The organism is Streptomyces cinerochromogenes (assembly GCF_014648635.1).
Classification (GTDB): Bacteria; Actinomycetota; Actinomycetes; order Streptomycetales; family Streptomycetaceae; genus Streptomyces; species Streptomyces cinerochromogenes.
The window spans coordinates 129,635-144,009 of sequence record NZ_BMRM01000018.1 but is presented as its reverse complement, the minus strand read 5'-3'; the positions used below and the strand labels follow the sequence as shown (position 1 = coordinate 144,009).

Genomic DNA, 14,375 nt, shown 5'->3' with positions numbered 1-14,375 from the left:
TTCAGTTGCATCCCGCCCGCAGGCGGCGGGCCCGCGCCGGTTCTTCGGCCAGGACCGCGCCCGCACTGATGCTGAGCGCGACGGCGACGCAGACCACGATCAGCCACGACAGCATCACGAAGACCGAGCCCAGGGGGCCGTACTCGGCGAGGGTGCGTTCGAGCGCCCGCGGCATGTACAGCCGGGCGGTCACGGTCAGCGCGGTCAGAGCGGCCGCCGTGATCACCGCCCCGGGCAGCAGGGGTCTCCAGCCGATCAAGCCGCCGAGCAGCAAGTGCTGGGTCCACCACCACAGGCCCGTCAAGCCCGCCAGGGTCATCGGGATGCCCAGCCAGGGCCCGGCACCGAACCCCTGGTGCAGGGGACCCTGCACCACTAGGGCCGCCAGCCACAGCACGATCCAGGCCAGCCACCGCCACGGGGCGATCCTGGTGCCCGCCCGGGGGATCTTCCAGGCCCGTTTGCACAGCCGCTGCACCGCCCTGCTCATCGCGGTGGCCGACAGCAGCACCATCAGCCCGCTCACCACGCCCGTGGCCTGCCGCAGATCACCGGTCGTGGGCTGCAGGACGTGTTCGAGTTCGCTGTTCACCGCGCCCGTGAGCCCGAACACGGTCCGCAGGGACGTGACCATCTGGTGCCGTACCAGGGGTGGGGCGTACGCGGCGACCACGAAGAGCAGCGGGACCGCGGTCAGGAAGGACTGCGCCGCCAGCCGGGTGGCGGAGTCGAGGATGTTCACCGACACCATGCGCTCGGCGAGGCGGGGCAGGACCGGGAACCGGTCCTCCACCCGGGTGTGCGCGGTCCGGGCGCGGACGGCGATCCGGTGGGTCCACCCCCGCCGCCGGGACGCCCCGGCCCGCCGGCGCCGCGGACGGAGGCGGCCCTGCGGCGGCGCTCCGGCGCTCCGCGGCGTACTCGGCATGGCGTTGCTCCCTCCTGTCACCAGGGTGGGGGAAACAGCGCGCTCCAGCACGTCAGGTTTGCACTGCTCTCCCGCCGGCCGGCGTGGCCGAGTTCAGCGCCCGCCGCACCCGCACCCGCACCCGCACCCGCCGGAGGGGGTTCACGTCACCCGGCGCAGCGACACCGCCGCGATCTCCACCTGGACACTCCGCCCCCAGGTCAGCTCCAGGGCGTCGGCCTCCATGCCGTTCCCGAAGACCACCATCCGGTCCGACTGCACGGTCAGCCGCAGTGCCTGCCCTCGTTCCTGCTCCCCCGCGACCTTCGACGTCCCGGTCGTGGGGGGGACACCTCGCGCACGAACCACAGCAGCCGTGGATCGCGTGGCGCGGGCAGCACGGTGGCGCCGCCGCGCTCCAGCCACAGGGAAGCGCGCAGCCACCCGGCGGCGCCGGTGCGGGTACCGACCAGCACCCCGGAGGGGGTCTGCGCCTCGCCCGCGTCCCGGCCCCCGCCGGCGGCCAGGCGGTAGCGTGGCCGTCTGGTGGCCGGGCGGGCCCAGGGCAGATCTCGTTCAGCGCCAGGAGGCGCTGGGTGTCGTCGGCGACGGCCTCGACCATGGTGAGTTCCTCCACCCGGCCGCCGGGAGCAATCGCGCCCCGCACCAAGCCGACCGCGTCGGTGCGACGGTGGCGGACCAGGACCCCGAGTTACGTCCCGGAGCGGTGTCGAGGCCCGCCACCGGCTGCCGCGGAGGTACTTTACGGTGTTGGGCCGCCGTGGTCGCGGGCGGCGGCGCCACTGGCGGGGGTAAGCTCACCGACGCCCAGGCCATGGCCCGGCTGAAGGCAGCGGGCATCACCCGGTCCTCCTCCGGCAACTGCAGTGACCGCAACCACAAGAAGCCAGTCTGCGGGACATCCGGGCTCACCGTCGACGGTGTCATCACCCTGAAGGAACGAAGCGGCTGCCGTTGTCGTCATCACCGGCGGCACGGAAGCCGACCACGCGGGAGGCACGTACAGCCACTGGAACGGCTACAAAGTCGACGTGGCCCGCACCGCCTGCGTCACCAACTACATCGAGGCGCACTCCAGGAAGTAGTACAAGCGCGGGGACGGCGCTTGGGTCTGGCGTGTCACCTCCGCCGGCAAGACGGTCATCGATCAGGTCGGTGGGGGTGTGGTTCGCTGCTGGGGTGACTCAGGACTTTGAGATCGTCGCATTCGAATCCGCCGAGGCGTTCGAGGCATGGCTCGGTGAGAACCATGCCCTCTCGCCGGGCATCTGGCTCAAGCTTCGCAAGAAGGGCCCAGGAATCGTCGCGCTGGACTACACGCAGGCACTCGACGTGGCACTCTGCTACGGCTGGATCGACGGCCAGAAGGGCGCGTTCGACGACCAGTGGTGGCTCCAGCGGTTCACCCCGCGCACGCCGCGCAGCAGGTGGTCCAAGGTCAACCGGGACAAGGCGACCGCCCTGATCGAGCAGGGCCGGATGCGTCCGCCGGGACAGGCCGAGGTCGACCGCGCCAAGGCGGACGGCCGCTGGGAGGCGGCCTACGACGGTGCGAAGAGGGCCACGGTGCCGGACGACCTCACGGCGGCCCTGTCCGCCGACCCGGCCGCGGCGGAGTTCTTCGCGACACTGGACCGGCGGAACCGCTACGCGATCCTGTACCGGATCCAGGACGCGAAGAAGGCCGAGACCCGGGCGCGCCGGATCGAGAAGTACGTAGCGATGCTGGCGAAGGGCGAAAAGCTGCACCCGTAGGCACGGGAAAGGGGTGACCGGCCGGCCGTGGCCGTGTGGTGCCCTGGGGTTCCGGCGGCCCTGCGGCCCGGGCAGCAGCCACCGCATGCCCTCACCGCGCGTCGGAACGCCCAAGGCCGCCTTGAGCGGTCAGCGCCTGCAGTGTCGTGCGCGCGTCCTCGGCGTCCTGGCCGTGGTGTGGGACGTGAAGGCGCCTCGGCCACCGGCAGGCGCGCCTGCCGGGGCAGGCTGTCGTACGCGGACACCCGGTAGGCGAGCATGCGGCGGGCAGGCGGGCGCTCAGCGCGGGGTACTGCTCCAGGGCCAGGTCCGGGAGGCGCACGGTGCACGACGTGTGGTCATTGCCTGAGGGGATGCTCGTCAGTTGACGGTGTTCAACACCCGCGAGATCGAACCGGAGCAGGGGCTCCGGGGTCCACGGGGCCGCCGAGTCGAGTCCGGGCCCGCGTGCAACGCCCGGCACCTCGTCGGCACACAGCACACCGGCGGTCTCAACCAGCCGACTGTTCGGCCCGGTTCAACGCCACGCATGCCGGTCAGAACGAAGGAACCGCGATACTTACCGGCATTCGACGTCGGAAGGCTCGGCTGCCGCCGGTACAGGCCGCCGTGGCGTTCCTGGCCGCCGTCATCGTCAGCCTCGTCACGGGCGGGGTCGTGTTCCTCCACGACACGTCCGTGCCCCCGGCCGTCGCGGCGGGCCTGATGGCCGCTTAAGGCAGCGTTGCGGTGCTGCACAAGCTGATCGGCTGACCGACGACGGTGGCGCCGGGTACGCCTGCGGCCGGCGCCCCCGCCTTCTCCCGGACGTCAGGCAGCGTAGAACGCGTGGGTGTGGCCGCCGCGCCACATTCTCACTCACCGCGGGTCGCGCAGGGCCCCGGCGCGTTCGCGGAACACTTACTGCCACCATGAGGCCCATGAGTCACATCATCACGATGACCACCGCCAACCAGAGCCACGTCGTGTCCTACCTGCAGGGTGAACTCGACGCGACCCAGCAGCGCGTGCTCCGCGACCACATACGCAAGGACGCCCACACCGACCAGCTCAGCCTCGAACGCCAGGGCATCGATCTGGGCCTCACCATCCCCGAAGCGCTCGACCACCTCCTCGCGGGCCACGCCACCGCGGACGGCCAACACGTCGGCCACGCGTACTACAAGGCGCTTCAGCACATCATCGACTGGAGCGGGTCCGACCCCATGGATTTCGGCGTGTACTCCAAGCCCTCCACGTTCTTCGGGCGCATGGGCGAGGAACTGCGGCGCCTCGGCGTCCCCGACGACCTGCTGCCGCTGGACTTCCTGTTCGCCGGGCCGCCCGAGGAGATCCCCTTCCCCATCCCGGCGCCCACGGACGGCTACCCGGCCATCGGCCGTCTGCCGCTGGCGAAGGCCAAGCCGCTCGCCGACGCCTACGCCGCCGTCCTGGACCGCGTCGACATCGCCTTCACCCATGAGGTGCGTAGCCTCATGGACAGGATGCGGGTCGAGCACGACGAATGGCAGACCGCTCTGCGCTACGGACACACCATGGACACCCTGTTCTTCTCGATCCAGGGCTGACCGGCTCCTGCCCCCGGTCGCCACGCCCCTCCCCCGCCCCCTCGCCTCACGCCTCACGCCTCTCTGCGGATTCCACAGGCGGCATCGCGTGCTCCACACACCCTCTCGCTGCCCAGCGATGAGCAGGACCGCGGCCGTCTGTCCTCACCGTCAAGTGGTCGCACCAGGCGCGACAAGGGGTAGGTGTCCCGTCGGCGCCGGTTCGCCCGCAGGGCACAAGGCACCATCGGCGAGGGGGTCGCGACGTGCCGGCCGCGATCATCTTCGTGGCCGGCACGGGCGCACCTGCAGCCAACCGCCACCAGACTTCGGGCTGTCGAGGGGCCGCCGCACGCCTTCCGACGGCTCACCGAGTGGGGCTCGCTTCCGCGGCGTCCGGCGCCACCTGGCCCGCAAGGGGCAGCGAGTCATCCGCCAGGCCTCGCTGCGACGTCCAGGGGCATGGTGCAGGGTGCGGATCGTCACCGCACGGATCATCACCGCACGGCCCGGCGTGAACGGCCAGGGTGTGGCTCAGTAGGCGGAGTTGACGTTGTCGATGGAGCCGTAGCGGTGCGCGGCGTAGTTGGCGGCCGCGGTGATGTTCGCGACCGGGTCGGTGAGACTGTTGGCGGTTCCGGCGACGTGGTAGGCGTTGAACGTGGGTTCGATCACCTGCAGCAGGCCCTTGGACGGGGTGCCCTTCTGCGCGTTGACGTCCCAGTTGTTCTGGGCGTTGGGGTTGCCGCCGGACTCGCGCATGATGTTGCGGCGCAGACCCTCATAGCTGCCGGGGATGCCCTTCTCCTTCATAATGGCCAGGGACTTCTTGATCCAGCCATCGACATTGTTCGCGCCGCCCGCGGCGGAGTCGGTGCGACTGTCCCGCGTGGGGGCCACAACGGCGTGGGCGCCCTGCGACGCCTCGGCGGCATGCGCGGAGGCCGGCATCAGGGTGAGGGCAGCGGCCGCGGCGCCGGTCGTAGCGATGCCGGTCAGAGCGAGGGAGCGGAGGCGGGCAAGGCGGCGGGTGGCGGTGATCGCGGTCATGAGAAAGGGACTCTCCTGTAGGACGTCTTTGAAGGCGCCGGCCGGGAGTCCCGGTCGCGGCCTGCAGGGCGTCAGCGTGAGGCCCTGTGCTGCACGGCACAGCGGGAACGTCCGGTGATCAACACCCGGTCGGCCCTGCGGCTTGCGGCAACGAGAAACATGTTTAGGGGCCCACCGACACCAAAGCAAGAATGTGACGTACTATCCGACATCGTAGAAACGAGACAAAAGAGACATTCCTAGGCCTTTTGCTGCTGCTTACCGGAGCGTGCCACTACGACCCCTCTTAGGATGTGACATGGCCCCTATGGGCCCGGTCACCCACCATCCGGACAAATCAGCCCCAACCCGGACCTCCACCCACCCCCCGAGCCAGCCGGCCTGCTCCAGCCGCATCACCACCACCCGCGACATCCCGCACCCCACCAGCACCGGGACCACGACCCAGTGGCCACCGAACCAGAAACCCGCATCGACGGCCCTGCACGGCCGCGCGGATCGGCTGTCCGACTACCGACGCCTCCACCGCCGCTACGAGCGCAAGCCGGAACACTTCCTCGTCCCGAGCTGGTGGTTGTCGTCGTCCGGCCATGGAGGCGATCGCTGAAGTCGGCCATTGGCAAGACGAGTTGGAGTCGGTGTTCGCTCGGGTGGTGGGCCGGTTCGCCTGGGCGGATCTGCGGCGGCGGATGCGGGACTACATCCGTGGCCTGCCGGCGCAGGTGGGACGTAAGAACGGCTGGCAGCTGGCCGAATGGGCTGGCCACCGCGACCCGGCGGGCCTGGAGTACACCGGCAGCTCGGGAAAGATCGTCAACTGGCCGCAGACGATCATGCGCGGCCCTGGTGCTGGACGTCACTGCGGGCCAGGCCGGTGACACGCCTGCCTTCGCCTCAACCACCTCAAGCAGTGCTGCGGTCTGACCGCACACCGACCAACTCGCCATCGCCTACCAGGCCGCTCCCCACCTCGCCGCCGCCCTTCATCCGGTGTCGACGGTCACGCAATTCCCCAGGCTCCTACCGGCGGGCGGACCCCGCTGCGCCACCTCAACCGGATAGTTCATCCGAATGTGTGCTACCGTCCGGGACTAATCGGATGAACTATCCGTTTGACTGCCGGGGTGGAGGAGTACATGAAGAAGACAGCAGTGGTCACGGCCGGAACAGGGGGCATCGGTCTGGAGACGGCGCTGGGGCTGGCGGTCGCCGGGTTCGCGGTCACGGTGATCGGGCGTAATGCCGAACGGGGAGCCAAGGCCGTCGAGCGGATCAACGCGACGAGCCCGGCGCACCCGGCCCGCTTCTTGTCCGCGGACCTCGCCTCGCTCGAACAGGTGCGTGCGCTCGCCCGCAGGATCGCGGCCGACCACGCCACCTCGGGGGAGCCGCTGACGGTGCTGGTCAACAACGTCGGGGCGATGTTCGCCGAGCGCCAGAGCCGGGACGGTGTCGAGGCGTCGTTCGTCGTCAACCACCTCTCGCCCTACCTGCTGACCGAACTGCTGCTGCCCACACTCACGGCCGGTGCGCCGAGCAGGATCGTGAACGTGACGTCGGGCGCGGTCGCCGTGGCCAAGCGAGTGTTCGACGCCGTCGAGCCGCCGGGCGGCTACTACGGCTTCCACTGGTACGGTCGCGCCAAGCTCGCCAACCTGGCCTACACCTTGGACCTGGCAGCCCGGCTGGACGGCACGGGCGTCTCGGTCTTCGCCGCCGATCCCGGAGGGGCCGCGACCGACATGACCAGCGGCACCATGACCGACCCGAAGATCGTCTCACCCGCTCTGCGGCTGCTGTGGCCCCTGGTGCGCCGTACATTCGAACGCTCGACCTCCGGTCCGGCATCCGGGGCAGCCAGGCCCTCCATCATGGCCGCCACCGACGACACACTGACGGGCCGGACCGGCATCGTCATCGGCGCCCAGGCACACCCGGTCGCCCCGCACCGCGCGGCGACCAACCCCCGCGTCGCCGGAGCCGTACGCCGACTCAGCGAACGGCACGCGCCGCTCGCCCCCGCCTGAGCGTCGTACGGGCAGCGCGGCGCTGCGGGTACCGGACGAGCGGCGGCACTATCCGGATGAACCATCCGATTAGCATGGCCGCATGACGACACCTCTACGCAAGGACGCGGCCCGCAACTGGAAGCGGATCGTCTCCGTCGCCCGCGACCTGGTCGACGAGGGCACACCGCTGCAGCTCAACGACGTCGCACGCCGGGCAGGGCTCGGGGTCGGCACCGTCTACCGGCACTTCGCCACGCCCGAGGCGCTGCTGGAGACCGTCGCCGCGCCGTGCCTGGAGGCTCTCGCCGCCCACGGCCGGCAGGCGCTGACCGATGCCGACCCCTGGCGCAGCCTGACGGACTTCCTCTTCCACACCGTCGAGGCGCAGGTCACCGACGCCGCCCTGCCCCCCGTCGCCGCCGCGGCCACGGACGCCATACCGCGCACCACGGAACTCAAGAAGTCACTCGCGTCAGCCGGCGCCACCCTCCTTGCCCGGGCCCGCGATGCCAACGTGGTCCGCCCCGACCTCACCGCCACCGACCTCGTCCCGCTCATGTGCGGCATCGCCCACGCCGTGAGCGTCCACGGCGGCACCCCCGCCGACCGGGTCGACACCGCACACCGCTACCTCGCCGCCCTCCTCGAGGGCTTGCGCGCGACACCACCGAGCGCGTAAGCGACCCGCCCCCGGTGTACCGGCAGCCTCCAGGCGCACCCGCCCAGCGACTCAAGATCGACCACGACCGGGGGCGTGTCGATGTACGTCCACCATCGCGATCCCCCCTACATCACATCGGTGATCACTGATCGGACGAACACATTCGATCGGCTGATCAACCCATCAAAGGGACACGCTCTAGGGGCGGACAGTGCGGGAGGACTGAAGTCACGGTTGCAGGATGCGGATAGTCACCGATGGTCGCCGCATGAGGAGGTCGCAGGGCCGAGAGATCGTAGTCGGGTCTGTGAGAGACGGTCATGGAGTCGAGCGTGGCGGAACTGGTAGATCGAGCCGGCTTGACGCAGCACGCCACGGCGGTGGGCGTCTTCGAGGAATCGGTTCAGCCGCAGGGGCGTCCGCCCGAGAAGCGCGAGCCAAGCCCTGCTGAACAGGTAGACACCCCACGATCGAGACAGTGTCGTGGTGAGTCCGATGGCGAGCCCGAATACCGCTCCTGCCGCGAGGCCGAGGCTCAGCGGAATGTGTTGGGCCATTGCTTGGCCGCCGATGGCGAAGCCAGCGAGCCCGTAGCTCACGCTGCCGATGTACCGGAATGCGAACCATCCGAACAATGCCGACACGAGTCCGGCCGGCAGTGCCCGGACGAAGTGAAAGGGGTCCGCGGCCGCGCCGAGGTTGGAGTGCGGCTGGCTGACGGAGATCGCGAACCCGTAGAACAGCCCGATCGACACGGCCACCGACAACGCGAACGCGAGTGTCGCGAGACGGTCCTGAGCGTAGGTCGTCGCCGGGCTGGAGGCACGGCTTATCTCCCGCGGTGCCTCCAGCCAGACGTGCAGTCCCATGCTGAACCCGAAGGCGAACGCGAGCACGACCACCGTCCAGGTCGGGAGTGACCAGACCGCCCCGATCACGACACTGATGACCACCCCGATCACGAACCGGCCGAGGAACGGCAACGCCGTGCGCCGGAAGCGAACCTTGACCCGCAATGGTCCTGACCGTGTTCCCCAGCCGTGGGCGGCACAGCCGCCCACGGCGGTCGAAAGCCCGTAGACCCAGGCCAGGACGGGGCCTCTGGCCAGCAGGCCGGCGATCGCGAACAGACCTGCCGCGGGCAGGCTGAAGACAAGTCCTCGTACCGGCCGGGGTAGCGCGCGAACCAGGTGCTCCCAGGCGAAGTCGCGGGTTTGCAGGTGCTGTAGGTGGCGAGCGAGGAATGTCAGCCATTGTTGGGCCTCGTCCGGACCGTAGTTCCGGACCGCCGCGGTCTGCGGTCCCGGCGGTTGAGGACGTCGGGCATAAACGGCGGGCACCCATGTGTCGAGCAGTTGGTCCTCGATCGTGGTTCGGTCGGGGAACTGTTGCGGATCAAGGAGTTCTGCCGGGTCGCTTGTGGGATCGCGGTACGCCGTCCGGGCGAGGTCGACCATCAGCGGGGTGGACAGCGCCTGTGCAAGCGGGCCGTCGCGGTGGTGGCGCAGGTGTTCGACGACGGGTTGCCAGCGGGTGTCGCCGCGGTGGTGGCGTGCGGTGAGGAAGGTGATGGCGTCGTCGAGTTCAACGGGTTCGATCTCCACCACCGCGGCGCTGGCAAGGATGGCGCCGTGCCGGACTGCGTTCTCGTACTCGTTGGTGCGGCAGGTCACCACGAGTGGCCGGCCGCCCGCTATCGCCTGGTCCATGGCGTCGATCGCGGCGGTGTGCAGGCCCGGTGGCGTCTCGTCGAGCCCGTCGAGCACCGGTATCACCCGCTCATCGGTCACCAGGTGGGTCGCGGCATCGCGTCCGTACGCCTTGGTGTTGCCCAGACCGGGGTACTCCTCCAACAGCCTGCGCGCCAACCAGGTGTGCAAGTGGTCTTGGTGGGGATTCCAGGACGTCAGCGACAGCAGTACCGGCGTCGGATCGCCCGGCGTGCGGTCGGCCAGCAGCCCCAGGGTCAGCAAGATCGCCAGCACGGTCTTGCCTGCCCCCGGCTCGCCGAGCACCACCAGTTGACGTACCGGAAGCGACCGGAACTTCAAGGCCACGTCAGAGATGTCACCACTGAGCACCTCACTCACGCCTGTCACTGGCCGACCGGTGGTCGACCACCGTAAGCGTACCGGCGCCGGCCGGTGCAATGAGCGGATCTCGGCTTCCGCGGTCCACTGCCGGGTTATGGCGGTGGCCAGTTCGCGGGCCGCCCGATCCAGTTGAGTGTCCGGTGTGGGCTCTTCGGGAGCGGCGGTCGCGGGCGCCCCGGAGGCGGCCAGGTTCGGGTCGGCGGTCAGGATCCGCTGGTGCAGCTGCCGCAGGGCGGGACTGGGGTCGAGACCGAGTTCCTCGGCCAACCGCGTTCGAGTCTGTTCGTAGCGGGCAAGGGCGTCAGCCTGCCGGCCCGAGCGGTACAGGGCGAGCATCAGCTGCGCCGCCAGTCGCTCGTCCCACTGGTATTCGCCGGCCCGGCTGACCAACGTGGGCACCAACTCCGTGTGCTGGCCATGCGCCAGCCGGAGATCGGTGAAGTCAAGTTCGGCCGCGAACCGTTCCTTCCGCAGGACATCCCGGACGTCGTTCAGCCAGGGCGTGTCCACACCGGGGAACGGATCGCCCCGCCACAATGCCAACGCTTCGTCGAACAACGCCATCGCATCTGAGTCGTCCTCCGCCGCGCGCGCTTGCCGAATCAGCTCACCGAACCGGTGCACATCGACCAGGGATTCATCAACCGAGATCAGGTAGCCACCGGTTTGCCGAAGGATGTCCACCCCCGGCATGACAGCCAAAGCTTTGCGCAACCTGTGCAAGTAACCGTAGAGCGTGTCCCGTGCGCGTTGCGGGGGCCGCCCCGCCCACACCCGCTCGACCAGTTGGTCGACAGGCACGATCCGATTGGCCTCCACCAGCAGAACGACCAGCACCGACCGCTGTCGACGATGTCCCAGATCAACCAGTTGGCCATCGACACGGGCCTCAATGTCCCCCAGTAAGCGGAACTCAGCCGTCATCGTCCCCTCCCCAGACGCTCCCGGACATCGTTCACTCCAGCGCCGCTTACCCATCGCCAGGCACGTTGCAGGCGAACGATGGGGCCCACATGTGCCTCACGGCCGCCGGCAGACCAAGCACCGTCGCCATAGTTCCTCTCGTATCCAAGGCTCCCCGCGTCTTGGATACCCCGCCTCAGTAGCAGATACAAGATTGGCACCAGGTTTGCACCGGGGCGGCTGCCCACAGTTGTCCGTGACATCGCCGGACCGTCTTCATGGCCACGGCACGCGCCCGTCGCAGGGCCATCCGCGCCGTGGCGGCGTGACACCGCACGGATGCCTGATGCGCGGTTGAACTGTCCGCGGGATGGACTCCAGCGCCATGTCGATCAGGCGCGGACGACGAGGAGGCCGTGTACCCGAATTGACGGGGCCGCTCAGGTTCCCGGCAGCAGCTTGCTGCTCGTGCTGCTGCGCGGATTGCCCTCTGTAGGAGTGCGGCGGTCTTTCTGAGAGGGCGGTGATCTTTTGGCCTTTCTCCAGGCGGGTGTACCACTCGGTGCTCACCCCGGCCACCACGGCAACCTCCTCCCGCCGCAGCCCGGGCACCCGGCGTCGGCCGCTGGTGGGCAGCCCCGCCTGCTGAGGGGTGATCTTCGCGCGGCGGCTGGCGCGGAAGTCGCGGATCTCGGTGCGGTGGTCAGGGCGGTCGTCGGGGAGCGGTTCCAGCCTTTCGGTTGCCACCGGCTCGCGAAGAGGGAGGTTGAGTTTGTCCCCCCTGTAAACGCGGCCTTCCTCCAGTGTGGAGCAGCTTGTTCTCTGGGTGACGTACCCCGACCACAACCCCCACGGAGATGAACCTTGAGTACGCGAGCGCAACCCTCCACGCTCCGGCCGAGGCGGTACGGGCCGAAGTCGGTCAGCCTCCGTCCGCCCGCCTTCCGCTGGTCGTCTACGTGCTCGCACTGGGCACGTTCCTGATGGGCACCACGGAGTTCGTCGTGGCCGGCCTGCTGCCCGAGATCGCGGGAGATCTGCAGGTCAGCGTCGCCCAGACCGGACTTTTGATGACGGTCTTCGCCGTCGGGGTGATCGTCGGGGCACCGCTGATGGCGATGCTCACGCTGCGGCTCCCCACCCGACTGCCCCTGATGCTCGCCCTGGCCGTGTTCGCCCTCGGGCATGTGATCGTCGCCGTCGGCTCCAGCTTCACGCTGCTGCTGGCGGCACGGTTCCTGACCGCGATCGCCACCGGAACGTTCCGGGCCGTGGCCAACGTGGCCGCCACCCGCGCCGCCGGCCCGGCCGCCAGTGCCCGCGCCCTGGGCCTGGTCGGGGCAGGAGCCATACTCGCCAACGTCGTCGGCGTGCCGCTGGGCGCGTTCGCCGGACAGCTCATGGGCTGGCGCGGACCGTTCTGGGCCCCGCCGCCCTCGCGGCCGCGGCCGTCCCGCTGATCGCCCGCACCGTCCCCCAGGGCGGCCCGGCCCAGCCGCCGGGATCGATCCGCTCCGAGCTGACCGCGCTGCGCTCCGGCCGCCTGTGGCTCGTGCTGACCGCCTGCGCCACCACGACCGGCGGTGTGCTGGCCGCGTACTCCCACATCGCACCGCTGCTGACCGACCGGGCCGGGCTCGCCGCCGGGCTCATGCCGCTGGTCCTCGTCGGCTTCGGCCTCGGCGCGCTGGTCGGATCGATCGCGGGAGGGCGGCTCGGCGACCGCCGTCCGCACACAGTGACCGTCACCGTCACCGCCGCCGCCGGCGCCGCGCTCCTGCTGCTGGGAATCGTGCTGTCGGCCGACTCCGCCCCCGCGACCATCGTCCTCGTCGCCCTGCTGGGCTTCTTCGGCCTCGGCGCCCACCCGGTCCTGATGGCCCTGGCCGTCCGCTACGCCGGCCAGGCATCCGCCCTGGCCTCGGCCCTGACCGTCTCGGCGTTCAACCTCGGCACCGCCATCGGCTCCTGGATCGCCGGCCTCACCCTGGAGAGCACCGGCGCCACCCGCCCCACCATGGTCGGCACCGCCATCGCCGCCCTGACCCTGGTCCCCACCATCGCCCTCGCCCTGCGCCACCACCGCCCTGCTGCGGTCGGCACCGGGGCCCATTGACCTCCCCTCCCCGACCTGTCCGCCCTTCTCCGGGTGCGACCACGGCGGCTTCCCGGACATGCGGGTGCCACCGGCCCCGGAGACCCCGAACCCAGAAACGAATCGACCCCAGCACCGGCCCGGACAGGACAGGACAGGACAGGAAACACTGCTGGGCACCAGGAGAGAGCAATGACCACCTCAGACGGCTGCACCTTCCCGCTGGACAAGAACGTCAGGCGGACCTCGGCGCGGTTCAAGAACCGCTACGGCCTCACGGTCGTCCGGTGACCTCTACGTACCGAAGAACGCGACGGGCAGGCTGCCTGCGCTGGCGGTCAGCGGCCCGTGCAGCGCGGTCAAGGAACAGTCCTCGGGCCTGGACGCCAACGGGTTCACCCGCCGCGGCTACGTCGCCCTCGCCTTCGCCCCCTCCTTCACCGGGGAGAGCGGCGGCACGGTGCGCGACGTGGGCTCGCCCGACATGTATACCGAGGACTTCAGCGCCGCCATCGACTTCCTCGGCCTGCAGAAGATGGTCGATCGCGAGCGGATCGGCGTCCAGGGCATGTGCGGCCTGAGCGGCATGGCGCTCACCGCGGCGGCCGCGGACAGCCGTATCAAGGCGGTCGTCACCTCCGCGATGTTCGACATGTCGCGCAGCATGTCCCGCGGCTACCAGGACTCCTACACCCGTGAGCAGCGCCAGAAGGTCATCGACTACCTCAGCCGGCAGCGCTGGACCGACGCCGAGAAAGGCACCTATGCCTGGGGCTCCCACGAGGTTCCCTTCGGCTCGGACGGCAACGTCGCCCCCCTCCGACCGCGTCCTGCCCAAGACCCTCCCGGCGGACGCCGACCCGATCACGAATATCTTCTTCGATTACTACCGCACCGAGCGCGGCTACCACCCCACTCGATCAACTCCACCACCGTGTGGACCGCGACCACGCCGATGTCGTTCTTCGCCTTCCAGCAGATGACGAACATCGACATGCTGGCGCCCCGCAAGGCCCTCCTGGTGACCGGCAGCAACGCGCACACTCGCGCTACTACTCCGAGGATGTCCCCGCCAGGCCGGTACCCCCACCGGCCTGGCGGGGAGCCCTCGCAAGTGCAGCCGAGGCGGCAGGCAAGCCGCCCAGCGGCAGCAGCCCGCACCTGCGCTGCCGCCTGTGCATCCGATGCCGTTATGGCCCCCGGCAGGAGCAGGACACACTCCAGGACTGCTGCAGCGAGCCCTTTCCCAAGCTGCAACACCCCAGCCCTGAAGGCGCGCAGAGCAGGCCACGCCCAGGAGCACGACGCGCTGAAGCCCCCCCCCCCCCCCCCCC

At 69.9% G+C, this 14,375-nt stretch carries 8 protein-coding genes and 4 pseudogenes; 7 read left to right on the top strand and 5 right to left on the bottom strand.

What is annotated here, in order from left to right; translation table 11 throughout:
- Position 1: 1 nt before the first annotated feature.
- Both IEZ20_RS30380 and IEZ20_RS30375 read right to left on the bottom strand, forming a co-directional pair.
- Complete coding sequence (locus tag IEZ20_RS30380; RefSeq protein ID WP_189304577.1) at positions 2 to 928, bottom strand: YhjD/YihY/BrkB family envelope integrity protein; 927 nt, start codon at positions 926 to 928, stop codon at positions 2 to 4.
- Positions 929 to 1,069: 141 nt separating this feature from the next.
- Positions 1,070 to 1,657: pseudogene (locus tag IEZ20_RS30375) on the bottom strand (hypothetical protein); the annotation flags it as partial.
- A 432-nt stretch (positions 1,658 to 2,089) separates the two neighbouring features.
- Between IEZ20_RS30375 and IEZ20_RS30370 the strand changes: the two are divergent.
- Both IEZ20_RS30370 and IEZ20_RS30365 read left to right on the top strand, forming a co-directional pair.
- Positions 2,090 to 2,683 (top strand): YdeI/OmpD-associated family protein, encoded by a 594-nt coding sequence (locus IEZ20_RS30370; protein WP_189304574.1) that lies wholly within the window; start codon positions 2,090 to 2,092, stop codon positions 2,681 to 2,683.
- A gap of 920 nt (positions 2,684 to 3,603) precedes the next feature.
- A complete protein-coding gene (locus tag IEZ20_RS30365; protein WP_189304571.1) occupies positions 3,604 to 4,251 on the top strand; it encodes a DUF7691 family protein in 648 nt (215 codons plus the stop codon).
- 513 nt (positions 4,252 to 4,764) lie between these two features.
- Here the strand turns inward: IEZ20_RS30365 and IEZ20_RS30360 are convergent.
- Positions 4,765 to 5,280, bottom strand: a complete 516-nt coding sequence (locus IEZ20_RS30360) for a transglycosylase SLT domain-containing protein (protein ID WP_189304570.1) — start codon at positions 5,278 to 5,280, stop codon at positions 4,765 to 4,767.
- 590 nt (positions 5,281 to 5,870) lie between these two features.
- Between IEZ20_RS30360 and IEZ20_RS30355 the strand changes: the two are divergent.
- The 3 genes and pseudogenes from IEZ20_RS30355 to IEZ20_RS30345 all read left to right on the top strand — a co-directional run.
- Positions 5,871 to 6,071, top strand: a pseudogene (locus IEZ20_RS30355) (IS701 family transposase); the annotation flags it as partial.
- Between the two features lie 345 nt (positions 6,072 to 6,416).
- The gene (locus IEZ20_RS30350) at positions 6,417 to 7,307 is read left to right on the top strand and encodes an SDR family NAD(P)-dependent oxidoreductase (RefSeq protein ID WP_189304567.1); all 891 of its coding nucleotides are present in this window, start codon (positions 6,417 to 6,419) and stop codon (positions 7,305 to 7,307) included.
- Between the two features lie 82 nt (positions 7,308 to 7,389).
- Complete coding sequence (locus IEZ20_RS30345) at positions 7,390 to 7,968, top strand: TetR/AcrR family transcriptional regulator (protein WP_189304565.1); 579 nt, start codon at positions 7,390 to 7,392, stop codon at positions 7,966 to 7,968.
- A gap of 233 nt (positions 7,969 to 8,201) precedes the next feature.
- On the opposite strand, the gene IEZ20_RS30340 is transcribed toward IEZ20_RS30345, so the two are convergent.
- Both IEZ20_RS30340 and IEZ20_RS30335 read right to left on the bottom strand, forming a co-directional pair.
- Positions 8,202 to 10,967, bottom strand: a complete 2,766-nt coding sequence (locus IEZ20_RS30340; protein ID WP_189304562.1) for an AfsR/SARP family transcriptional regulator — start codon at positions 10,965 to 10,967, stop codon at positions 8,202 to 8,204.
- A gap of 503 nt (positions 10,968 to 11,470) precedes the next feature.
- A pseudogene (locus tag IEZ20_RS30335) lies at positions 11,471 to 11,678 on the bottom strand (transcriptional regulator); the annotation flags it as partial.
- Between the two features lie 125 nt (positions 11,679 to 11,803).
- Here IEZ20_RS30335 and IEZ20_RS40790 point away from each other — a divergent pair.
- Positions 11,804 to 13,062: pseudogene (locus IEZ20_RS40790) on the top strand (MFS transporter).
- Between the two features lie 301 nt (positions 13,063 to 13,363).
- Positions 13,364 to 14,375, top strand: a 1,012-nt coding sequence (locus IEZ20_RS30325) for an alpha/beta hydrolase (protein ID WP_373303997.1), incomplete at its 3' end; no start/stop codon positions are given.